Origin of the sequence: Idiomarina sp. (genome assembly GCF_019431395.1) — a bacterium.
Taxonomy (GTDB): domain Bacteria; phylum Pseudomonadota; class Gammaproteobacteria; order Enterobacterales; family Alteromonadaceae; genus Idiomarina.
Window position 1 is genome coordinate 2,466,435 of record NZ_CP080268.1, and the last position, 22,980, is coordinate 2,489,414.

Genomic DNA, 22,980 nt, shown 5'->3' on the forward strand with positions numbered 1-22,980 from the left:
TGCACTTGGCTCACATCAATTGTTTAAGATAGTCATCGTAACTTCCCGAAAAGTTACGCATTCCCTGGTCGGTTAATTCGATAATTCGTGACGCCAGTGACGACACAAACTCGCGGTCATGACTGACAAATAACAGCGTGCCGTCGTATTGTTCCAAAGCCAGATTTAATGCTTCGATAGACTCCATATCTAAGTGGTTAGTGGGCTCATCCATAATCAGCACGTTAGGGCGCTGGAGAATCAACTTACCGAATATCATGCGACCCTTTTCGCCACCGGATAAAATCGTAACGGGTTTATTAATGTCATCCTGCGAAAACAACATGCGACCCAGTACGCCACGTATCGCCTGGTCATCATGGTAGGGTTTTTTCCACTGACTCATCCATTCAAAAACGGTTATTTTGTCTTTAAACCAATCTGCGTGATCCTGGGCGTAGTAGCCAATATTGACGTTCTCAGACCACTTAATCAGGCCGCTATCGATATCGTACTGTTCCATTAGGCACTTCAATAGCGTGGTTTTTCCAATACCGTTAGCACCTAAAATAGCGACTTTTTCGCCGACCTCGATAATACCGCTTAAACCTTTCAGCACATGATTGTCGTCAAAGGACTTATTTAATCCCTCCATCTCCAACGCTAAGCGATACAGTTTTTTCTCTTGCTCGAAACGGATGTACGGGTTAACGCGGCTCGATGTTTTCACTTCGGCCAACTCTATTTTTTCTATTTGCTTAGCGCGTGACGTTGCCTGCTTGGCTTTTGACGCATTGGCAGAGAAACGGCTGACAAACTGTTGTAATTCAGCGATTTTTTCTTTCTTTTTGGCGTTATCATTTAATAGCTGTTCACGCGCCTGGGTTGCAGCAAACATATACTGATCATAATTCCCCGGATACACGCGCAGCTCGCCATAATCAATGTCCGCCATATTGGTGCAAACGCTGTTTAAAAAGTGGCGGTCGTGGGAAATAATGACCATAGTGGCATCGCGTTCATTAAGCGTATCTTCCAGCCAACGAATGGTATTGATATCGAGGTTGTTGGTAGGTTCATCCAGCAGCATGATATCTGGTTCGGCAAACAGTACTTGGGCCAGCAATACACGCAGCTTTAAGCCGGGAGCAATTTCGCTCATGGGACCAAAATGCGACTCCAGCGGAATTCCCACGCCGAGCAGTAGATCACCGGCCCGTGATTCGGCGGTATAACCGTCAAGCTCGGCAAACTCTGTCTCTAAGTCGGCGACCCGCATCCCATCTGCTTCGCTCATCTCGGCTAAACCATAAATTCGGTCGCGTTCCGTTTTGATCTCCCACAGTTGCTCGTGACCCATAATAACGGTATCAATCACGCTATACTGTTCGTAGGCAAACTGCTCTTGGCGTAGTTTGCCAACCCGCATATCGGGATCTACCGAGACATTACCCACAGACGGCTCGAGCTCGCCACTCAGAATTTTCATAAACGTGGACTTGCCACAGCCGTTGGCGCCAATCAGACCGTAGCGATTGCCGTTAGCAAATTTTACAGAGATATTTTCAAACAGAGGTTTTGCACCAAACTGCATGGTGACATTAGAAGCAGCAATCACAATTTACACCCGAACAAAAAATAGGCGCGTAATCTACGTGTTTTAGCCGTAAATTACAAAAAAGATTGTGCGTTAGTCAGATAAATAATACTCAACCGTGGTCACTACCCGAACCTTCTTTAAATGTGGGTTATGTTGATCACGGGCTTGTATGCTAAATAACCCTTGGCGCGCAAATTTTATTTTGCCCAACTCACTATTGCTGTCCTGGGCAAATTTTTCAGCCACTTCACGTGCATTTTTAGTCGCTTCCTCAATCATCTCTGGCTTAACATCGTTAAGTCGAGTAAATAGATATTGAGGTTGAGCTTGATAGTCGTCGCTGGATAAAACAATCCCTTGTTTACCGAGCTCTGACAACGCACTCATCATGTTGCGTATTTCCGTGACCCGACTTGAATAGACCGTGATGGTTTGTGTCGCAGTATAACGAAACGCTGCCGCTTGAGCCGAGCCGTATCGTTGGGCCGATTTGTCGGTTATCGAAGGGGCACCCATGGAAATCTCATGAGTTTGAATGCCTTTAGTCGTTAGAAAATCCACTACTTGTTGCTTACCAGTTTCTATGGATTGATAGATGTCCTCGAGACTGTTGCTGGCCGAAACAAACTGAATAGGCCAAATTACGGTATCTGCCACAAACTCACGCTCGGATAATCCTTTTACAGTCACACTGCGTTCCATGGCACGAAAATCGGTCAACCCTTTAACGAAAAAGCTACCCAATATGGCACAGCTAATAATAACAGCGAATGCAATGATCAGGCTTTGCGATGTTTTAAACATAATGATGCTCATCGTGGGCAGATAGTGAGGATATAGACCAGCATAGATAAGTAGAGTTCAAATGATAAGCCTACCCTAGGTAGACTTTAGTCGTAGCCTAACCTCATCTGAGTGTTTTAGGCGTACAATAAACGTTCTACCTGCATCCCTGTCCCGCAAAGAATGCAGTCTTGTGAGTTAACAATACAGGTAATGTTATGTCTAAGCAGTCTCGAATTCTAAATCCAGAGTTACAAAAGCGAGTGGCTTCCGCAGAAGCTGCGGCTGAACTTATTCCTGCCGGAGCGACCGTAGGAATGAGTGGTTTTACCGGCGCTGGCTATCCGAAAGCCGTGCCGGGTGCGCTGGCTGATCGTATTCGTCGCCATAATGCATTGGGTGGCACACCGTTTCGTATCAATGTATTAACTGGTGCTTCAACGGCTCCCGAACTGGATGGTAAGTTAGCTGAAGTTGATGGTATCGAAATGCGCTTGCCATTTCAGAGTGACCCTATTTGTCGGGAACGAATTAATAACGGCACCATGAGCTACGCAGATTACCATTTGTCTGAGGTTTCCCAATACGCCTGGTCTGGTTTTTTTGGAAAAATGGATATTGCCATTATCGAAGTAGTGGGGATTCGTGAGGATGGTTCGCTGATTCCTTCTTCGTCACTGGGTAATAACAAAACCTGGATTGAGCAGGCGGACAAAATCATTCTGGAAGTCAATCATAAGCAGCAAGCTTTGCTCGAAGGCATGCATGATGTTTATTACGGCGTTGCGTTACCACCCCATCGAAAACCCATTATGCTGACGGAACCTAACCAGCGTATTGGCGAGCAATACTTGCGTTGCCCGATAGAAAAGGTGGTTGCAGTTGTCGAAACTAATGCGCCGGACCGCAATACTCCGTTTAAACAGCCTGATGACAACTCACGTAAAATTGCTGAGCATATTTTAGCTTTTTTTGAACGGGAAATCGCTATTGGTCGATTACCGAAAGAATTATTGCCCCTTCAATCAGGGGTTGGCAATATCCCAAATGCGGTACTTGAAGCACTGGACAGTGGCCCCTATAAAAACTTAACGGCCTATACCGAAGTCATACAGGATGGCATGCTGAAAATGTTAAAGTCGGGTACCCTGGAGATGGCTTCGGCGACAGCATTTTCTTTAAGTCCTGAAGGGTTGGCCGAATTCGATGAGAATATTGAGTTTTACCGCGATAAAATACTCCTGCGTTCACAAGATATAAGTAATCACCCTGAAGTTGCTCGGCGACTCGGTATCATTGCGACCAATGGCATGATTGAGGCGGATATCTATGGCAACATCAACTCGACCCACATTATGGGTACTCGTATGATGAATGGCATTGGGGGGTCAGGTGATTTTGCACGAAACGGCTACTTATCTATTTTTATGTCGCCATCGACAGCAAAAAATGGAAAAATTTCATCCATAGTGCCGATGGTTTCACATGTTGATCATACCGAGCATGATGTCAAAGTCATTGTAACTGAACAAGGTCTAGCGGATTTGCGAGGGTTATCACCACGTCAGCGAGCGCGGGCAATTATTGAAAACTGCGCCCACCCGGACTTTAAAGACCAGTTATCAGACTATTTTGAACGCTCTTGTGCGACTGGGCGAGGAATGCATACTCCACACATCCTCGGCGAAGCGTTGAGCTGGCATGAGCGTTTTGAAGAAACAGGGACAATGAAGTAAGTCATTGACTGTTAAAAAAGCCTGCGTTTAAAGCAGGCTTTTTTAATCACATGTCAGGCACCGCTGGCCGACAATTACAACTCTTGTTTGGTTGGGCGAATGATCATTTCATTCACGTCAACCTCGCCAGGTTGCTCAATGGCAAAGGTGATGGCGCGTGCAATAGCATCTGAGTCAATCGCATCGTTATACAAATCGTCTGCCATTTCTTTTGAGTCTTTATGACTAATATGGTCGGTTAATTCTGTAGCGACCGCTCCCGGCGAAATATTGGTTGAGCGAATCTCGCCGTTAGATTCCTGACGAATCCCTTCGCTGATCGCTTTAACCGCATATTTGGTCGCACAGTAAACTGCCGCACCTGGGAATACCACGTGACCGGCCACTGACGATAAATTGATAATGTGTCCGGCATGCTGCTCGCGCATCGTCGGCAGTACAGCACCAACACCATACATAACACCCTTGATGTTGACGTCAATCATCTGATCCCATTCATCGACTTTTAACTCATCAAGCGGGGCTAGCGGCATAAGGCCGGCGTTGTTAACTAACACGTCAATGCGTCCAAACTTATCTTTCGCGGCTTTTGCCAGTGCTTCAACCTGGTCACGATGCGTTACATCGACCGTTTGATAGATGGCTTCGCCGCCAGCCTGGGTAATTTCATCGGCTAATTGCTTTAGCCGTTCTTCACGGCGAGCGCCGAGTACCAGCTTGGCTCCCTTAGCTGCCAGCATTTTTGCTGCCGCCTCGCCTAACCCACTACTTGCACCGGTAATAATGACTACTTTCCCGTTAACTTCAGACATTGTGTACTCCATAACGTCAAATATGTGGTTATTACTACGGACAGACTGTGATTTAGATTACTGCCTTTCATTGATCGAGATGTCATACTGATCAGTATTCCATATCACGTTAAAAAGTAAGTGGAGGATTTATGTCCAAAGTATTGTTAATTACCGGTGCATCGAGTGGCATTGGTAAAGCAACAGCTAAAAAAGCCGTAACTGAAGGAATAAAAGTCATATTGACCGCACGGCGTAAAGAGTTACTTGAAGAGCTAGTGGGTGAACTGGGTGCTGATAATGCCGTTGGCGTTGCAGCAGATGCAGCCGACTACGAGCAACTCAAGCAGGTTGTCGATAAGGGCGTAGCTCACTTCGGTAAGCTAGATGCTGTGTTTGCCAATGCAGGCACTGGTGTCAATACAACAGGTACCGAAGGCGGTGATCCAGACGAGTGGAAGTCAATGATTGACGTCAACATCAATGGTTTGCTCTACACCGCCAAACTGACCTTGCCCCATTTGCGTGAATCAACCGGACATTTTTTAATGACCGGCTCAGCAGCCGGGCGCATTACCCTAAAAGGGTCAGTTTATGGTGCGACCAAATGGTTTGTGCACGGCTTTGCCCAAAACCTTGCCGAAGAAATGAAAGAATGGAATGGCCGCTGTACCACCATCGCGCCAGGCATGGTTAATACACCGTTTTTTGATGAACCTAAGCCTGATAAGTTAGATCCCGATGACGTTGCAGATGCAGTACTGTATGCTTTAAACGCGCATCCTCGTAATTGCGTAAGGGAAGTATTTTTAATGCCCGCTTATAACTAACAGCGTCATGTTCGAGCACTTGTTCGCACAAAGGAGTGTCAGTGAAAAAACAAAAGCAGCCTGTTTCATGGAAGCGACTCAGTATTTTTGCTGCGCTGTTTGTGGCATTAACACTGGCAGGCTTTTTCACGGTATTTGAGCACTTCTCGGGGCGTAGTCTTACGTTTGACTGGCAGCTGCTGCGCCCCGAATTTATTCTCGCCAGCCTCGCTTTATTGACGGTCTATTTTGTCAGTGATGGGCTTCGCTTTTACTACACCCTAGTGGCGCTGGGTATAAAGGTTAGCCCCAAAGTTATGACAAAGCTGGTGTTTATTAATATCTTTTTCTCCAATATTACGCCAATGGCGACCGGTGGTGGGTTTGCGCAAGTATGGTTTTTGCACGAACACGGGGTGTCTGTGGGTAAAGCGATGGCCGGTAGTACGATTAGAACCGTATTAGCAGTGCTTTTTATTTTCTCATTGTCGCCCATTTTTCTGCTGACCCTTCCACCGTTGCAAGAGTCGTCCTTAAGTAACAGTATCAGCTCGGCCTTAGCTGTGTTTACCGTTATCTATTTAGCATTTTTTATCGTACTGCTGTGGCGTGCGGTGTGGTTGGTCACGCCTATGACGGGAGTGGTTAAAGGCCTCTATCGGCTTAACCTGATCTCGCAGGAAAAAATGCGTCGTTGGAATTTTACCTTAATGCGCGAGTTATTTAAGTTTTCAAAAAGTTTTTCGGACTATGTGCGCGGTCCAAAAAAAGCCATTATCTTGTCGGTGTTACATACTGCACTATTTTTACTCGCGTTGTTTAGTTTCCCCGCGTTGATCATGTGGGGACTGGGCTATGACGTGCCTTACTTGTTATCAGTCGGTTTGTTGGTGGTGACAACGTTCATCATGTACTTTTCCCCCACGCCGGGGGCTTCGGGCATTTCAGAAGGCGTGTTCGGCAATTTCTTTAATACCTTATTAGAGCAGCATCATCTGTTATTGGTAACCTTTAGCTGGCGCACGCTAACCATATACCTGGGCATGGTCATCGGCTTATTTATTTTGCAGCACTATTTAATTAGCCGTTCTAAACAGTCTGTGCAGGTGGGTTATGAATAAACGCCAGTGGTTAAAGCTGCTTTTTTACTTCAATATCGCGATACTCCTGGCGATGGTGGCTTACAAGCTGTATTTAAACTTCGCGAGTGTAGATTACTCTGCGGTTCATAGTGAGCAGCTATCGTCTATTAGTGCTCGGATCGAGGGCCAACCCCAGTATAGCTTTGCCGTTGTAGGTAATATTAATAATTCGGTGGGTATCTTTGAGCGCCGCATCATTCCTGAGCTCAATAATAGCGATATTGATTTTGTTATTTCTGCCGGCAATGCGGTCAGTAGTGGTGGAGAGGACAAATACCGGGCGTTAAAGGGAACGCTGTCGCACTTGAACAAGCCGTACCTGTTAACTTTTGGCGAAAACGAGTACGAGGAATTTGGCAGCTTCCGTTTTTATGATCATTACGGGCCACACTTTTTCAGTTTTAGTGCCGGTGACAGTCGTTTTATCTTTCTGGATAGTACGGGAAAAACGCCTTGGCAGTGGCAGATTCGGTGGTTAACGGATATTTTAAGAGCCGATCAATCTGAGCATCGGTTTGTGTTTATTGGACACCCCTTGTTTGAACCGAAAGAAGAGTTTTTGCTTGCTGACGAAGAAGACTTTCTGCAACCCGAAACATTTCGCCAGGCGCTATTATCAACTTTTGAACAGTTTGATGTTGATCGCGTATTTTCCGCCAATATCTCCGTATTTTCGGAGCATACAGAAGCGGGAGTTCCCTATGTAATAACCGGCGGCGGTGGTGGCTTAGTTCTAAACCAGGATGATAGCTTTTATCACTATGTAAAAGTGACCGTCGATGCCAATGATGGCATTTCTCAGCAGGTGGTCGAGTTGCCGGTCGGGCAACACCCAATATTGAAGCAATTAGAGAGCTTTTGGTTTTTTATCTATTCGTTATTCTACACGGGCTTTGTTAATTTTTTCTTATTGTTAGCGCTGTTCCTGGCGGTCAGCATTAAACTGTATAACGCGGTATTTGTGGGTAAGAATTATTATCCTAACTATGATATTGATGCCGGACCATGGCTTAAAAAGTCGTTAAAAGTAGCGATGTTTACCAACAACTACTTGCCGTTTATAGGTGGGGTACCCATTTCTATCGAACGCCTGCGCTACGGCCTAACCAAGGTAAAAGACACCGTTTTAATTGTCGCACCTCGTTATCGAGATAAACTCAAAAAGGAAAACAACGTCATTCGCATGCCATCGTTGTTTTCGTTTGGCGATAAGAGTGAGTTCCGTTTTGCCAACATATTTTCTGGCTATGTGCGTAAAAAAGTCCGCGAGTTTAAGCCCGATATTATCCACTCCCACCACCCGTTCTGGATTGGTTCGGTTGGCGTATTTATGGCTCGCCGCTTAAAAATACCGGTCGTCTACACCTATCACACGCGGCTAGAGCATTACGCACATTTTGTATTTTTACCCGGAAGCCTATTCCGCAATATTATCGCGCACTTTTTGGTCAGGCGGTTTGCCAATAAGTGTGACAGCGTGATCGTGCCCACTCAGTCGACTGAAGAGTACCTGCGTTTAATTGGTGTGAAAAGTACCATCTATGTGCAGCCAACGGGCATTGAATTTGATCGTTTTCAACAGCGCGACGAGGCAGTTATAAAGCAACTTAAAACACAACAAAATATCAATGACGAAACGGTATTTGTTAGCGTGGCGCGCTTGTCCAACGAGAAGAATATCGACTTTATGTTAGAGGCGCTGGCGCAGCTAAAAACGCAAACAGATAAACCGTTTCGTTTTTTAATGATTGGCGATGGCCATCAGCGCCAGCGCTTACAGCAAAAGTCCAACGATCTTGGTTTGGCCGAGCAGGTGTCGTTCGTTGGCGCCGTGCCGCCGGAAGAAATGCCGCAATGGTACCAACTCGGGGATGTGTTTTTATTTGCCTCACAGTCCGAGACTCAGGGCATGGTTATTCTAGAAGCCATGGCGGCGGGACTGCCGGTCGTGGCAGTGCGCTCAAGCGGTATTGACGATGTCGTGGCCGATGGGGTTAACGGCTATAAAACCCCGGCGCAACAAGCGTTGTGGTTGGAAAAGGTCAAATACCTACTCGAAGATAAAACACAATGCCAATCACTGGCAAAACAAGCGGTTGAATGTGCTGCGGCGTATTCAGTTGAGAACTTTACCCAGGAAGTTCGCTATGTTTATGCGGAAACGTTGGCGCGCTATGCGCAAAAGCGACGGGATAATTAAGACTATGACGACAGCAAACGTTTGTTTTGGCGAACAGCCGGTCACCATAAAGGATGTTGTAGCGCTTGCTAACAATGAGGTGACAGCAACCTTGAGTAAAGCGCCGGAATTTGTTGCCCGAATTGACGCTGGTGTTCGTTTCCTCGATGACCTGTTAGAGCAGGATGGCGTGATTTACGGCGTGACCACGGGCTATGGTGACAGCTGTACCGTTTCTGTGCCTGATAACCTGGTTTCAGAGCTGCCTATTCATTTAACACGCTTCCACGGCTGTGGGTTGGGCGACTACTTTAACGAGCAGGAAACGCGCGCTATTTTGGCGGTGCGCCTGGCATCACTGACTCAGGGTTATTCAGGGGTGAGTTGGCCGCTGTTAGAACGTTTGGTACTGATGCTGAATGAAAATATGCTGCCACTAATTCCGAAAGAGGGCAGTGTTGGCGCCAGTGGTGACTTAACACCGCTGTCTTATATTGCTGGCGCTTTAATTGGCGAGCGGGATGTTCGCTTTAACGGTGAAATTATGACAAGTGCGGAAGCCTTCAAGGCTCTGGGTGTCGAACTTCACACACAGCGTCCCAAAGAAGGTTTAGCGATAATGAATGGCACAGCGGTGATGACCGCACTGGCTTGTCTGGCCTGGGATCGTGCCGACTATTTAACGCGCCTGTCCAGCCGCATTACTGCGTTAGCCAGCATTGCATTAGACGGTAATTCAAACCATTTTGACGAACTGCTGTTTGCCGTTAAACCGCATAAAGGCCAGCAACAAGTCGCCAAGTGGATACGTGACGACTTGAATCATCATGAGCATCCGCGTAATTCCTCCCGGTTGCAGGATCGCTACTCCATTCGCTGTGCGCCGCACATCATTGGTGTGTTGAAAGACGCTTTGCCGTGGTTCAAAGACACCATTGAAAACGAGCTGAACAGTGCTAACGATAACCCGATTATTGATGGTATTGGCGAGCATGTTTTGCATGGAGGCCACTTCTACGGCGGCCACATTGCGATGGTCATGGACTCGATGAAAGCCGCTATAGCGAACCTGGCCGATTTGCATGACCGGCAAATGGCGTTGTTGCTTGATACGAAAATGAATCATGACTTGCCATCGAATTTATCGGCGGCTGAAGGCGAGCGAAAAGCGATTAACCATGGTTTTAAAGCGGTGCAAATTGGTTGTTCTGCCTGGACAGCAGAAGCATTGAAGCTGACTATGCCAGCGAGTGTTTTTTCACGCTCTACTGAATGTCATAACCAGGATAAAGTCAGTATGGGAACCATTGCCGCTCGCGATTGTATGCGGGTACTCGAGCTCACGGAGCAAGTGACAGTGGCCACCTTGTTAGCGTCCTATCAGGGTAGTGTTCTGCGTGAACGTATGGCAGGGAAGCTGCGTGAAACCGGGCCAGAGTTGGCGGCAATGCGAGCGTCGCTAGCCGCTGAATTCGAACTGCTAGTAGAAGATAGACCGCTGGAACACGAACTTCGTCACTGGTTAGAAAAAGTTCGAGGCAAGCCATGGAGCTTATACGCGGAGTCTAAGTAGTTCAAACAACCCAAACCCTGTTTCGACGGTTTACCTGAATATCAAACGGGGTTTGTTTCATTCGGTTGACTCCTTGTTAACTTTCGAAGGGTTGAACGTACACTCACCTCGCGATGCACCAAGTTGTTGGATTAGCTGCGGTATACCCTCTTTATTGAACTCGACATAACCAATGCCAGACTGGTTCCACAAGCGCTCCCCGGCGTCGCGTTCGCTCGGCAGGCGAGGTGTTACACGAAAGCGTCGGCGTTTAGTGAACCAGTTTAGCGGTGAATAGGGCGCAAACAGCCAACGGTTTAATCGATCAAGCCACTCCAATAGTTTATCCGGGAACTCATTTTTGATGCCACTGCTGGTTATTTGATATATGCGAGGGGATCGCTTGCGGTGCTTTAAATGCACATCGTAAGCAAAAGAATAATGCACATCGCCTGATAAAATAGTGAAATGTTCAGGTGTTTTCCGGTGCGCAAAAATATTCAACATGACTTCGGCAGCGCTGGGTGCGGGTATCGAGCACAATAATTGCGGGTTGGCTATTAATGTCATAATCCCAATGCTCAAAATACAGTAGCTTATCGATAAGGGCATCTTGCATGGATTGTGGCCAGATAGAGCCAGATGGGGTGCCCTCTTGTAGGTGATTTATCAACGGCTGAAATTGGTCACGATGATTGCCCCAGCTTTGGCATAATAAGTAGCCAATTAAAGCATTACCAACGACGCGTTTGGAGAAGGGGTGTTCATAGGCTGTTTCCTCCCATAGTGCCGATAAGTTCCAGTCATCGGTTACGTCATGGTCATCGAAAATCATATAGTTTGGAATATTGGCCATTGCTCGAGCAGCTTTTGGCAGATTGGCACTGAATTCATTTAGCGCCTGTAACTCGGTGTTGAAGCGTTGTTTATTTTGCTCACTGAGTGACGTTGGCGTCTCGATATTTACCCAGCGCCATGGTTGTGGAGACCAGCACAACAAATACATGGCAATGACTTCGCTCAACGATATCAGGTGATTGGCTGCGTTACTGGAAGTAAAAATAGGTTTGCGAACGCCACCAAAAAACTTCTCGGTGATGGCCTCGTTTGATTCAGTATCCGGCAATAGCGAGTCGCGTGCGTAGTAATGTCTGTCCGACTGATAGAGTTCCTGCAACGAGCTGAACGGAGCGCCGTCAAACTGTTCATCATAAAGTCCGAGTTGTTCAATAACCTGTTTTATAGCCACCAGCATCGGCCCGGCTGCATCATCAACGTAAATTTGGTCACCCGAGTGGAGTAGTAGCGCTGGCCTATCTGCCGGGCTATTGACGGATGCTTCGAGCTTTTGGTCTACACGAATTAAGCCGTCGGTAGCGGCATGATGGGGGCGACGGCAAGAGCCGTGTAGTAACTTATCGATATTGCTTTTAAATACAAAACCGGGGCTTTGCTGGTCGGCGTAAAGCAAGTGCGGCGTTGTTTGCTGTAACCCCAGCCCATTCAATAATACGTCGTACTCAATGTACTGCTGATCGTTGAGGGGTGTTTTAGGTGTGATGCAGAGTCGACGAATCCAGGCGTATCGACCGACCCTCACTAATTGCTCATCGCAGCGTTCAATATCGACAGTTAGTCGCACATCTGCTGGATTATCATGAGATGTCACTAGCCATAGAATAATGGCGTCAGGTTCGACCGAACGTAAAATAGGTCCGCAAATGATCTGGGGTAAATCAGCCACTGGTCGCTCTTTTTTTGCTGACAGTCGTTACCTTTCTAGCAAAGATTCCTCTTGCTGCCTAGTTCTGCTAACGTATTGCAATAAATAGACATAGGAGAATAACAATGAGAATGGTCTTAACCGCGGTTGCCGCGAGTGTATTAATGGCATGTTCGCCACAACAATCTGCAGAGCAAGCGCAAGAACCACAAACAGAGCAACAAGCACAACAAGAGAGCGCGAAAATGCAGTACCCCGAAACGCGGAAAGGAGATGTTGTTGATACTTACTTTGAGACCGAAATTGCCGATCCCTATCGCTGGTTAGAAGATGATCGGAGCGAAGAGACGGAAAACTGGGTAAAAGCGCAAAATGAAGTAACTTTTGATCATCTCGAAAATATTCCGTTTCGTGAAAAAATCGAAGCACGTCTGACGGAGCTTTGGAATTACGAAAAAGTTAGCGCCCCGCGTTTTGAAGGCGACTATATCTATTTTTATAAAAATGATGGTTTGCAGAACCAGTATGTCGTTTATCGTAAAAAAAGTGAGGATGCCGAAGCTGAGGTCTTTTTAGATCCGAATACCTTTAGCGAAGACGGTACCACCTCGTTGGCGCAATTAACTTTTAGCGAGGACGGCTCGATTGCCGCTTACTCTATTTCTGAAGGCGGTAGTGACTGGCGAAAAATCATTGTTATTGATGCCGAAACCGGTGAGCAACTGGAAGAGCCGCTCGTTGACGTCAAGTTCAGCGGTATTTCCTGGAAAGGTAATGACGGATTTTATTATTCCAGCTATGACAAGCCCGAAGGCAGTGAGCTGTCGGCGAAAACTGACCAACATAAATTGTATTACCATGAGTTAGGCACAGCGCAGTCTGACGATCAGTTAATTTTTGGTGGTACGGAAGAAGAAAAACATCGCTATGTTGGCGGCTACGTTACCGAAGATGACCATTTCCTGGTGGTATCTGCAGCGAACTCGACATCAGGCAACACGCTTTACATTAAAGACCTGAGTGACCCGGATGCTGACCTGGTTTTAGTTGACGGCAACATGGACTACGACACATCGGTATTAACCAGTCGCGATAATATGTTGTATCTGGAGACCAATATGGATGCTCCAAATGGTCGTGTGGTGACCGTTGATGCAAGCAATCCGCAGCCGGAGAACTGGCAGGATTTTATTGCCCACAGCGATAATGTATTGAACCCGTCTACCGGCGCCGGCTATATCTTTGCCGAGTACATGGTTGATGCCGTGTCTAAAGTGGAGCAATACGACTACGATGGTAACAAAGTACGTGATATCGAGTTACCAGGCGTTGGCAGTGCCAGCGGCTTTAGCGAGAAACAAGACGCTGAAAGAGTTTTCTATAGCTTTACTAACTACAGCACGCCACAAACGATTTATGAAATGAATCCGGATACCGGCGAATCAGTGGTATACGAAGAGTCGGGTGCTGATTTTGACTCCAGTCAGTATGTCAGCAAGCAAGTATTTTATACCTCTAAAGATGGTACCAAGGTACCGATGATTATCACGCACAAAAAAGGTATGGCGCTGGACGGCAGCAACCCCACGATTCTGTATGGTTACGGTGGCTTTAATATTAGCCTGACCCCAAGCTTTAGTATTGCTAACGCAGCCTGGTTGGAAATGGGTGGTGTTTATGCCGTGGCTAACTTGCGCGGTGGCGGCGAGTACGGCAAAGAGTGGCACAAAGCCGGTACTAAGATGCAAAAGCAAAACGTGTTTGATGATTTTATCGCTGCGGGTGAGTACTTAATTGATGAGGACTACACATCATCTGAGCGACTTGCTGTACGAGGCGGCTCTAATGGCGGTTTGTTAGTTGGTGCAGTGATGACACAACGGCCTGAACTATTCGCTGTTGCGTTACCGGCAGTTGGGGTACTGGACATGTTGCGTTACCACACCTTTACCGCTGGTGCTGGCTGGGCTTACGATTACGGTACCGCAGAAGATAGCTCGGAAATGTTCGAGTACTTGTTAAACTACTCACCAGTACACAACGTAGAAGAAGGGGTGGCTTATCCGGCAACATTGATCACGACGGGTGACCATGACGACCGCGTTGTGCCGGCTCATTCGTTTAAATTTGCTGCAGAACTGCAAGAAAAGGCGGGTGGAGATAACCCACAGCTCATTCGTATAGAAACGAATGCGGGGCATGGCGCCGGGACACCCGTTTCAAAAACGATTGAACAGTATTCCGATATTTTTGGTTTCACCCTCTACCACATGGGTTACGAATCATTACCACAGGAGTAATTGAATAATGCAAAACGCCTTGCGGAAATGATGCAACAAAAGGAGCACAAGATGAACATGATTAAGTTAGCAACCTCAGCTGCTGTAGTTTCGTTATTAGCAGCCTGTAGCGCCGAAGAAAGTGTTACCCAATGTACGACCGCAGCAAGCACGGAATGGATGAACGAGGGCGACTTTCAAGCAGGCCTTGAGCAACAGGGTTACCAAATTAACGAGTTTAAGGTGACACCCGGTAACTGTTATGAAATCTATGGCCAAAGTCCCGCTGGCGATAAAGTTGAAATTTACTTTAACCCTGTTGACGGCAGTATCGTAAAACAAGAAATGGAGTAATACGGTGAGTGCGGCAAGGTTAATTTGGGATCCTTTTATTAGGCTTTACCATGTTCTAATTATTGTCGCATTTACATTGAATTACTTTATCCTGGAGCCCGGCGAAACGATTCATCAATGGGTCGGTTACAGCGCCGTGGCTCTGGTTTTTTTGCGAATTGGGTGGGGCTTTATTGGCCCACAAACCGCACGAATCGCTGACTTTTTTCCTACCCCGTTACGCTTACGGCGACACCTTGACCACTTACGTATGCGGCGACTGCCGCAGCGACAAGGCCATAATGCGTTGGGTGGCATGCTAATATTGGTGTTTTGGTTACTGTTTCTGGGGCAGGGGTTAACCGGCTTTTTACTTGAAGAAACTGACCGATTTTTTGGCAGTAGTTTAGTGGAGAATATTCACGAGCTGATTGCTCACGCGTTATATGCAGGTGCTTTACTGCATATTGCAGCGGTGTTGATGATTGGCTGGTGGGGTCGTATCGCATTAATACGACCCATGATCACAGGATGGCGAAAGCCGAGCGACTAACTGGCTTTGGCAATATCCTGAATCTTACCAACGATGGCACGGAGACCATTTCCCCGAGTGGGCGTGATGTGATTTTCTAAATCCAACCGATTAAAATAGCCATCGATATCAAATTCGAGTATTTGCGCCGGGGTTTTATCATCATAAGCCGCCATCACTAGCGTTAAGAGACCTTGTACGATAACTGCGTCGCTATCGACATGAAACAATAGCTTACCGTCTTTTTGTTCGCTGATTAACCAGACGTTGCTCTGGCATCCACGTACCCGGTATTCGTCTCGATGCTGCTCTTCCGGCAAGCCAGGCAGTGCCTTGCCCAGGTCGATAATATACTGATAGCGTTGTTCCCAGTCGTCCAGAAACTCCAGGTCGTCAATGATTTCTTCAGTGCTGGGTAGGTTACTCATGATTAGAAAAACACTCCTGCTTCTAGTTGCGCTTCTTCGCTCATCATTTCGCGTGACCATGGTGGATCGAATACCAGGTTAACCTTTACATTGTTCACGAAAGGAACCAGTGAAACACGGTACTCAACATCACCAACGAGCACAGGACCCATGCCGCAACCCGGGGCGGTCAGGGTCATGTCGATATTTACCTGATTGGCGTCTTGGTCAACGTCCACCTTGTAGATTAGCCCAAGCGATACCAGGTTAATAGGAATTTCCGGATCGTAAATCGTCTCTAACGCGTCCCAAACTTGTTGTTCCGAGATTTTCCCGTCAGCGGGCGCTTCGAAATCAAGCTTTTCCGGTTTGCGACCAATGGCGTCACCGTCAGTACCGTCTATACGCAGCATATTACCTTGCCACGTTACCGTGTAGTTGCCGCCGAGATCCTGAGTGATATTAACAAATTCACCCTTAGGAATAACCTTGGGTTCGCCTGAAGGGACCTTGCGCGCTTTTACTTCGCGCAAGGTATTGACCATTTTCAGTTGCATAGGGTTACGGCAGCCTTTTAACTAACGCTGAAGCTTTCGCCGCAGCCACACTCGTTAACAACGTTGGGGTTGTTAAACTTCACAATGCCGTTAATGCCTTCTTTGACGTAGTCAATTTCGGTGTTACGCAGCAGTTCGATGGCGTTGGCTGCAACAGCAACGGTGATGTTGTCGTTGATCTTAACTAACTCATCGCCTTCCTGTGCATTATCAACCGAATCCAGGACATAGGCATAACCGGTGCAACCACTGGCTTTAGTCGATAACCTCACGAGGTTGCCTGGTTGATCCTCCAGGCGCGATTCGAAATATCGAATCGCGCTGTCAGTCATCGAGACTAACGCGGTTGATGGGACAAAAGATTCGACAGACATATTTCCTCCCGTCGTTAAGCCAACATCATGCGGGCTTTATTGATCGCTTTAAACAGCGCATCAACATCGTCCATGGTGTTGTAAATAGTAAAAGAAGCTCGAGCCGTACCGGGCACACCCAATCTTTTCATCAATGGCTGTGCGCAGTGATCGCCGGTACGAATGGCGACGCCTTGCTTATCGAGTATAAAGCCAATATCGGCCGGGTGCGTACCCTCGATAATAAAACTAAGCACGCCGATTTTGTTGCTGGCCGTGCCAATGATACGCATACCGTCGGTCTTTTCCGCGAGCTCGGTGGCGCGTTTAAGCAATGCCTGCTCATGAGCCCAGATATCATCGGCATTGAATCCCTGTAACCAGGTAATGGCGGCAGCTAAACCGATTGCTCCTGCGATATTCGGGGTACCGGCCTCTAGGCGATTGGGTAATTCGCCCCAGGTCGAGTCCTGATAGGTCACTGTTGCAATCATTTCACCACCAACGAGCCACACCGGCCAGTCGGCGAGTACGTCATAACGACCCCACAAAACACCAATACCGGTCGGACCAAATAGTTTGTGACCCGAAAACACGTAAAAATCGCAGCCAATATCCTGTACGTTGATAGCACCATGAGCAACACCCTGTGCACCATCAATCAAGACTAATGCGCCTTTAGCCTTAGCCGCGGCGGTCAGTTCTTTAATCGGATTAATGGTACCTAACGCGTTCGAGATATGCGGCATTGCGACGAATGCCGTGTTGTCACTCAACAAATCATAAAACGCATCGCTATTCAGTTCGCCGTTATCATGAATAGGTACAATCTTTAACGTCGCGCCTGAGCGTTTACACGCCTGCTGCCAGGTAACTAAGTCTGCATGGTGTTCCATTTCGGTCACCATGACTTCGTCGCCTGCTTTTAAACGTTGCGCCATACCATTAGCGACAAGGTTAATACCCTCGGTGGTACCGCTGGTCCAAATGACTTCCTCTGGGCGGCCCGCGTTAATGTAGTGAGCAACGGTTTTGCGGGCGGCTTCATAACGCTTAGTCGCCTCATCTGACAAGTAGTGAGCGCCGCGATGCACATTCGAGTTGCACTGTGTGTAGTAGTCAACCAGCGCATCGATAACCGCCTGCGGCTTCTGCGTTGTTGCCGCATTGTCCAGATAAACTAACGGCTGACCATTAACCTGACGCGCCAGGATCGGAAACTGCTCACGAATTTGTGCAACGTTCAGAGTCATTTTTGCTCCATCATGCGCTCAAAACGCTGCCGTAAAATCGGCTGCAACCAATCCGCCAATGCTTTATTCGGCATTTGAAACAGTAGCTCCTGCACAAAACCAAAGTTGAGCATAACCAATGCCTGTTGCTTATCGATGCCGCGTGTCAGCATATAATAAAGCGCTTCTTCGTCAATCTCGGCGACTGTAGCGCCGTGAGCGCACTGCACGTCGTCGGCATAGATCTCAAGCTCGGGCTTGGTATTGATCTGTGCTCCGCGCGACAGCAACAAGTTGCGATTATTCAGTTCCGCCAACGTCTTTTGGGCGTCACGGTGAATATGAATACGACCGTTGAATACCGCTTTAGCTTTGTCGCCGATTATGCCACGAGCATTTTCTTCGGTGGTACCATTGGGTTGTGCGTGCTCAATCGTGCTGTGCAGGTCGAAATGCTCATGCGGTGCCAGCAAATAGATATTATTGAACTTGGCAAAGGCGTGTTCACCGGCATGCTCGATATCAACATCCAGGCGTGTTAACTGTGAGCCATAACCAACCAGTGTACTGTTTAATTTCGACTCATTGTGCAGACGGAAGTGACTACCGCCAACATGAATCGCCTGGTCTTCTTGCAACGCTAAGCGGTAATGTTCGAGTTTTGCGTTGTCAGCAATGTCATACTCGGCAAACACCGTGTTTAGGCTTTGCTCGTTGCCGGCCCCGTGTTCAATGATGGTTGCGCGAGCGCCTTTACCCACACGAACCAGTGTGCGTTGGTGTGATTCAACGCCGTTGGTAGCAACATTCACGATACGAATGGGCTGTTCGACCTGTGAGCCTTCAGCTACATCAATAACAATGCCTTGTTGCGCAAGCACATCGTTGATCAGTCCAAATAAATGGTGCGCAGGCTTAACTTTTGCGAATAATGCATCGGCAGCCTCACTTTTAGCATCTAAGGCTGTAATGCTGATACCTGCGGGCAGCTGCAACTGAGCAATATCAGTCGTCAGGCGGCCATCAACAAATACCAGATCGATGCTGTTTAAACCATTAACCTGAGGAGCTTCTGCACTCGCCTGACTGCCGGCTTGCAGGTTCAAATCGGCGACTTTGTGCAGTGACGTATAGCGCCATGCCTCGGTGCGACGTCCCGGCCATTCTTTTTGCTTTAGCTCGGCAAGCGCGTTAGCGCGTACCGGAGACAGCCAGTCGTCAACGTTGGCAGCACGCTCAATAACGTGGGCTAACCATTGACTCATGCGCTTTCTCCCTCTTTCAACCACGCGTAACCCGAGGCTTCAACTTCTTTAGCAAGCTCAGGGCCACCGCTCTTAACAATTTTGCCTTGCGATAAGATGTGCACGTAGTCGGGTTCAATGTAGTCCAACAGCCGCTGATAGTGGGTAACCACGATAAAACTGCGTTTACCGTCGCGTTGGCTGTTTACGCCTTTTGCAACCACTTGCAGGGCATCAACGTCTAAGCCTGAATCAGACTCATCGAGAATCGCCAGCTTAGGTTCAAGCATGATCATTTGCATGATCTCATTGCGTTTTTTCTCGCCACCGGAAAAACCTTCGTTAACGCCTCGTTTTAAGAAGTCCAACGGCAACTCAACTTGCTTGCATGCTTCTTTCGCTTTTTTCAGGAACTCGGCCGAGCTTAATGCATCTTCCCCACGAGCTTCGCGCATCGCGTTGACTGATTCTTTCATGAATTCCATGTTGCTTACGCCGGGAATTTCTACCGGGTATTGGAAAGCAAGAAAAACGCCGGCTTGCGCGCGCTCTTCTACTTCCATATCAAATAAATCCTTACCATCGAGTTCAGCGCTGCCACTTTCGACTTCATAACCTTCGCGACCGGACAATACATAGCCAAGCGTACTTTTACCGGCACCATTTAGGGCCCATGATGGCGTGTACTTCACCCGGTTTCACTTCCAGGTTAAGGCCTTTAAGAATGGTAGTTTCTTCTACACGTGCGTGTAGGTCTTTAATCGTTAACATGTTTTACCCCACTGAACCTTCAAGACTGATTTCGAGCAACTTACCGGCTTCTACCGCAAACTCCATTGGCAATTCGCGGAATACTTCTTTACAGAAGCCATTTACAATCATTGAGACTGCTTTTTCAGGGTCAAGGCCTCGTTGCTGGCATAAGAATAACTGATCATCACTGACTTTTGAGGTGGTTGCCTCGTGCTCAACAATCGCCGTTGGATTGCTGCTTTCGATATATGGGAAGGTATGCGCACCACACTTATCACCAATTAACAGCGAGTCACACTCGGTAAAGTTTCGTGCTCCCTCGGCGCCCGGTCCCATGCGTACTAAGCCACGATAGGCGTTGTTGCTGTAACCGGCAGAAATACCTTTGGAGATAATGGTCGACTTGGTGTTTTTGCCCAAGTGAATCATTTTGGTACCCGTATCAGCTTGCTGTTTACCACGGGTCAGAGCGACTGAGTAAAACTCGCCGACACTATTGTCACCTTTAAGGATACAGCTCGGATACTTCCAGGTTACCGCTGAACCTGTTTCTACCTGAGTCCAGGAAATCTTCGCGTTCTTTTCACACAGGCCGCGTTTAGTCACGAAATTATAAATACCGCCTTTACCGTTTTCGTCACCCGGATACCAGTTCTGTACGGTTGAATATTTGATTTCGGCGTCATCTAACGCTACTAACTCGACCACCGCCGCGTGTAACTGATTCTCATCACGTTGAGGTGCGGTACAACCTTCGAGATAGCTGACGTAACTGCCTTCTTCGGCAACGATTAAGGTGCGTTCGAACTGGCCGGTATTCTGTTCATTAATACGGAAATAGGTCGACAATTCCATTGGGCAACGTACGCCTTTTGGAATGTAAACAAACGAGCCGTCAGTAAATACAGCGCTGTTCAATGCCGCAAAGTAGTTGTCGCCTTTAGGCACCACAGTACCCAGATACTTTTTAACCAGCTCTGGGTATTTGTGTAGCGCTTCGGAAATTGGGCAAAAAATAACGCCTGCTTCTTCAAGCTTCTCGCGGAAGGTGGTGACCACAGAAACTGAATCAAATACCGCATCCACGGCAACGCCGGCTAGCATTTCTTGCTCATGCAGAGGAATGCCCAGCTTCTCGTAGGTGCGCAGCAGTTCAGGATCGACCTCATCGAGCGATTTAGGCTTATCTTTCATGCTTTTTGGCGCTGAATAATACGAGATAGATTGATAGTCAATCTTCGGGTAATCAACGTGCGCCCACTCGGGTTCTTCCATCTTCAGCCACTTCCGATAGGCCTGCAAACGCCACTCCGTCATCCACTCAGGTTCTTCTTTCATTGCGGATAAACGGCGGATAACATCTTCGTCCAACCCCGGCGGGAAAGTTTCTGATTCTATTTCAGAAACAAAACCAGCATCGTATTTGCGCTCTAGCGCTTGATCAATTTGTTCGCTCATGATGACCACCTTACTAACTTGCGAATGCCCATATTATAAAATACCTGACTAAAACACTCAACTTTATCTGGTGCTTGCAGACTATGCTCGGGCAATTGGTCGCGTATTATACGCTGTTGTGCGTTAAAAGTCGCTTTCGTCCGGTGCGAAACCGCTAACTCTAAATGGGTAGGTGACCGGTTTTTACCCAGATAATAGTTTCGTGTTCAACAAAGGGATGATGGGTACTCATGTGAGGACTACGTAACCACGTGCCCTGAGGATAGCGGCCGTGTTCATCGCAGAACTCACCCTGTAGTACAAAGATTTCTTCGCCGCCCATGTGGCGGTGCGGTTTGAAAACTTCATTGGCCGGCCATTTGACCAGTGCAACGTGTTCTGTATTGTGGCTGTGCAGTGGCATGACTTGCAGTCCACCCTGTCCCGGTAGCCACTCGGCGTTGTTGGTATCAATACGCACAGTGTTGCGGTCATCAGCATCAAACTGGTGAAGTTTTACCAGTAATTTGCAGCCTTTTTCGCTGAAAGGAGCGTGCGAACTGCCGGGAGGGTTGCGTAGATAAGTGCCAGCGGGATAGTCTCCATTTTCATCAGAGAATACACCCTCAAGTACCAAAATTTCCTCACCCAGAGGGTGATGATGGGTCTTGAATGACGCGCCGGGCTTGTATTCGACAATACTGGTAGCACGGCCGCGTTCTGCTTCTTCGCGCTCGAGCTGTTTGCGCCGGACACCTGCTGCGGGACTATCAATCCAATCTTGTTCAGCGGTATTTATGACAACGCGTTGAGTAAAATCTAAATTTAGCATGATATTAATCTTTCATCCGATTAAAACAGTACTACACTTACGAAAAAGGCAGACTATTTAGTTCATTAGGCGTAACTAAGAAGGTGGTTATTATGGCAAACGTTGGTGGTATTGATCGTATTTTAAGAGCGATTGTAGGAATCGCTATTATCGTTTGGTCGTTACAAGCGGGTAACTTATGGTGGATTCTGGGCGCAGTAGTGTTAGGTACTGCCATATTCAAATTCTGTCTGCTGTATAAACTTATCGGGATGACAACGGATAAATCGACAGGAACAAAAGAATGAGCGAGAAGAAGGTTGTGGCATGCCCCGCATGCCACAAAAAGAACCGTGTTGCTTGGGAAAGAAAGCAAGAAAATGCTGTGTGTGGGCATTGCAAAGCGGCGCTGTTCGGTGGTCAGGTTATCAAGGTGAACAGCGACGAGTTTCGTGCTCATCAAAGTGCCGACTTGCCATTAGTGGTCGATTTTTGGGCTAGTTGGTGTGGGCCTTGTCAGCAATATGGACCGCACTTCGAACAAGCAGCAAAACAATTGCCTTATGACGTGCAGTTTTTAAAAATCAGTACAGAAACAGAGCCCCACCTAGCTCAACATTACGCGGTACGCAGTATCCCGACAACCTTGCTGATAAAAAATGGCCAGGAAGTTGCCCGCCAGGCAGGGGTCATGTCAGCGGCTCAGATTCAACAATGGCTCGCGAAATTTTCGTGATATTGCCGGTGT

Annotated in this window: 22 protein-coding genes and 1 pseudogene; 10 read left to right on the forward strand and 13 right to left on the reverse strand. The window is 47.6% G+C overall.

Going from position 1 to position 22,980, the window contains the following annotated elements:
• Positions 1–10 precede the first annotated feature (10 nt).
• Positions 11–1,597: an ABC-F family ATPase gene (locus KZ771_RS11895; RefSeq protein ID WP_290653669.1), complete on the reverse strand. Its 1,587-nt coding sequence runs from the start codon at positions 1,595–1,597 to the stop codon at positions 11–13.
• A 72-nt stretch (positions 1,598–1,669) separates the two neighbouring features.
• Positions 1,670–2,383 (reverse strand): SIMPL domain-containing protein, encoded by a 714-nt coding sequence (locus KZ771_RS11900; protein WP_290653671.1) that lies wholly within the window; start codon positions 2,381–2,383, stop codon positions 1,670–1,672.
• A 197-nt stretch (positions 2,384–2,580) separates the two neighbouring features.
• On the opposite strand from KZ771_RS11900, the gene KZ771_RS11905 reads away from it, so the two are divergent.
• Positions 2,581–4,098, forward strand: coding sequence for an acetyl-CoA hydrolase/transferase family protein (locus KZ771_RS11905; protein WP_290653673.1), 1,518 nt, complete (start codon positions 2,581–2,583; stop codon positions 4,096–4,098).
• A gap of 74 nt (positions 4,099–4,172) precedes the next feature.
• Here the strand turns inward: KZ771_RS11905 and KZ771_RS11910 are convergent, their stop codons facing one another.
• Positions 4,173–4,910, reverse strand: coding sequence for an SDR family oxidoreductase (locus KZ771_RS11910; protein ID WP_290653675.1), 738 nt, complete (start codon positions 4,908–4,910; stop codon positions 4,173–4,175).
• 131 nt (positions 4,911–5,041) lie between these two features.
• On the opposite strand from KZ771_RS11910, the gene KZ771_RS11915 reads away from it, so the two are divergent.
• Genes KZ771_RS11915 through KZ771_RS11930 form a run of 4 tightly spaced genes read left to right on the forward strand, consistent with a single transcriptional unit; the run spans position 5,042 to position 10,592 of the window.
• Positions 5,042–5,719: an SDR family oxidoreductase gene (locus KZ771_RS11915; protein ID WP_290653677.1), complete on the forward strand. Its 678-nt coding sequence runs from the start codon at positions 5,042–5,044 to the stop codon at positions 5,717–5,719.
• A 41-nt stretch (positions 5,720–5,760) separates the two neighbouring features.
• Positions 5,761–6,819: a lysylphosphatidylglycerol synthase transmembrane domain-containing protein gene (locus KZ771_RS11920; protein ID WP_243734526.1), complete on the forward strand. Its 1,059-nt coding sequence runs from the start codon at positions 5,761–5,763 to the stop codon at positions 6,817–6,819.
• Positions 6,812–9,040: a glycosyltransferase gene (locus tag KZ771_RS11925; RefSeq protein ID WP_290653679.1), complete on the forward strand. Its 2,229-nt coding sequence runs from the start codon at positions 6,812–6,814 to the stop codon at positions 9,038–9,040. The genes KZ771_RS11920 and KZ771_RS11925 overlap by 8 nt, the downstream gene beginning before the upstream one ends.
• A gap of 4 nt (positions 9,041–9,044) precedes the next feature.
• Positions 9,045–10,592 carry an aromatic amino acid ammonia-lyase gene (locus KZ771_RS11930; protein ID WP_290653681.1) on the forward strand — a complete coding sequence of 516 codons (1,548 nt, stop codon included), beginning with the start codon at positions 9,045–9,047 and terminating at the stop codon, positions 10,590–10,592.
• Positions 10,593–10,649: 57 nt separating this feature from the next.
• Here KZ771_RS11930 and KZ771_RS11935 read toward each other — a convergent pair whose 3' ends face one another.
• A complete protein-coding gene (locus KZ771_RS11935; RefSeq protein ID WP_290653683.1) occupies positions 10,650–11,078 on the reverse strand; it encodes a hypothetical protein in 429 nt (142 codons plus the stop codon).
• A complete protein-coding gene (locus KZ771_RS11940; protein ID WP_290653685.1) occupies positions 11,044–12,315 on the reverse strand; it encodes a hypothetical protein in 1,272 nt (423 codons plus the stop codon). The genes KZ771_RS11935 and KZ771_RS11940 overlap by 35 nt, the downstream gene beginning before the upstream one ends.
• A gap of 224 nt (positions 12,316–12,539) precedes the next feature.
• On the opposite strand from KZ771_RS11940, the gene KZ771_RS11945 reads away from it, so the two are divergent.
• From KZ771_RS11945 to KZ771_RS11955, 3 genes are read left to right on the forward strand one after another with little or no spacing between them, the layout of a single operon-like run.
• Complete coding sequence (locus KZ771_RS11945; protein WP_290654855.1) at positions 12,540–14,594, forward strand: prolyl oligopeptidase family serine peptidase; 2,055 nt, start codon at positions 12,540–12,542, stop codon at positions 14,592–14,594.
• A 51-nt stretch (positions 14,595–14,645) separates the two neighbouring features.
• Entirely contained in the window at positions 14,646–14,927 is a 282-nt protein-coding gene (locus KZ771_RS11950; RefSeq protein WP_290653686.1) for a PepSY domain-containing protein, read from the forward strand.
• Positions 14,928–14,931: 4 nt separating this feature from the next.
• On the forward strand, positions 14,932–15,459 hold the full coding sequence (locus tag KZ771_RS11955; RefSeq protein WP_290653688.1) for a cytochrome b/b6 domain-containing protein: 528 nt from the start codon (positions 14,932–14,934) through the stop codon (positions 15,457–15,459).
• Here KZ771_RS11955 and KZ771_RS11960 read toward each other — a convergent pair.
• The 8 genes and pseudogenes from KZ771_RS11960 to KZ771_RS11995 all read right to left on the reverse strand — a co-directional run bounded on the left by KZ771_RS11960 (position 15,456) and on the right by KZ771_RS11995 (position 22,253).
• The gene (locus KZ771_RS11960) at positions 15,456–15,866 is read right to left on the reverse strand and encodes a SufE family protein (RefSeq protein WP_290653690.1); all 411 of its coding nucleotides are present in this window, start codon (positions 15,864–15,866) and stop codon (positions 15,456–15,458) included. The genes KZ771_RS11955 and KZ771_RS11960 overlap by 4 nt on opposite strands.
• A 2-nt stretch (positions 15,867–15,868) precedes the next feature.
• Positions 15,869–16,402: a putative Fe-S cluster assembly protein SufT gene (sufT, locus tag KZ771_RS11965; RefSeq protein ID WP_290653692.1), complete on the reverse strand. Its 534-nt coding sequence runs from the start codon at positions 16,400–16,402 to the stop codon at positions 15,869–15,871.
• Positions 16,403–16,419: 17 nt separating this feature from the next.
• On the reverse strand, positions 16,420–16,776 hold the full coding sequence (locus KZ771_RS11970; RefSeq protein WP_133539945.1) for an iron-sulfur cluster assembly accessory protein: 357 nt from the start codon (positions 16,774–16,776) through the stop codon (positions 16,420–16,422).
• A 14-nt stretch (positions 16,777–16,790) separates the two neighbouring features.
• Positions 16,791–18,008: a SufS family cysteine desulfurase gene (locus KZ771_RS11975; protein ID WP_290653694.1), complete on the reverse strand. Its 1,218-nt coding sequence runs from the start codon at positions 18,006–18,008 to the stop codon at positions 16,791–16,793.
• Complete coding sequence (gene sufD / locus KZ771_RS11980) at positions 18,005–19,252, reverse strand: Fe-S cluster assembly protein SufD (RefSeq protein WP_290653696.1); 1,248 nt, start codon at positions 19,250–19,252, stop codon at positions 18,005–18,007. The genes KZ771_RS11975 and sufD overlap by 4 nt, the downstream gene beginning before the upstream one ends.
• A pseudogene (gene sufC / locus KZ771_RS11985) lies at positions 19,249–20,002 on the reverse strand (Fe-S cluster assembly ATPase SufC). The gene sufD and the pseudogene sufC overlap by 4 nt, the downstream one beginning before the upstream one ends.
• A gap of 3 nt (positions 20,003–20,005) precedes the next feature.
• Positions 20,006–21,442: a Fe-S cluster assembly protein SufB gene (gene sufB / locus KZ771_RS11990; protein WP_133539941.1), complete on the reverse strand. Its 1,437-nt coding sequence runs from the start codon at positions 21,440–21,442 to the stop codon at positions 20,006–20,008.
• Positions 21,443–21,602: 160 nt separating this feature from the next.
• The gene (locus KZ771_RS11995) at positions 21,603–22,253 is read right to left on the reverse strand and encodes a cupin domain-containing protein (protein ID WP_290653697.1); all 651 of its coding nucleotides are present in this window, start codon (positions 22,251–22,253) and stop codon (positions 21,603–21,605) included.
• Between the two features lie 92 nt (positions 22,254–22,345).
• Here KZ771_RS11995 and KZ771_RS12000 point away from each other — a divergent pair, with 92 nt between their 5' ends.
• Positions 22,346–22,540, forward strand: coding sequence for a DUF2892 domain-containing protein (locus KZ771_RS12000; protein WP_243734524.1), 195 nt, complete (start codon positions 22,346–22,348; stop codon positions 22,538–22,540).
• On the forward strand, positions 22,537–22,968 hold the full coding sequence (trxC, locus tag KZ771_RS12005; protein WP_290653699.1) for a thioredoxin TrxC: 432 nt from the start codon (positions 22,537–22,539) through the stop codon (positions 22,966–22,968). Before KZ771_RS12000 ends, trxC begins: the two co-directional genes overlap by 4 nt.
• Positions 22,969–22,980: the final 12 nt, after the last annotated feature.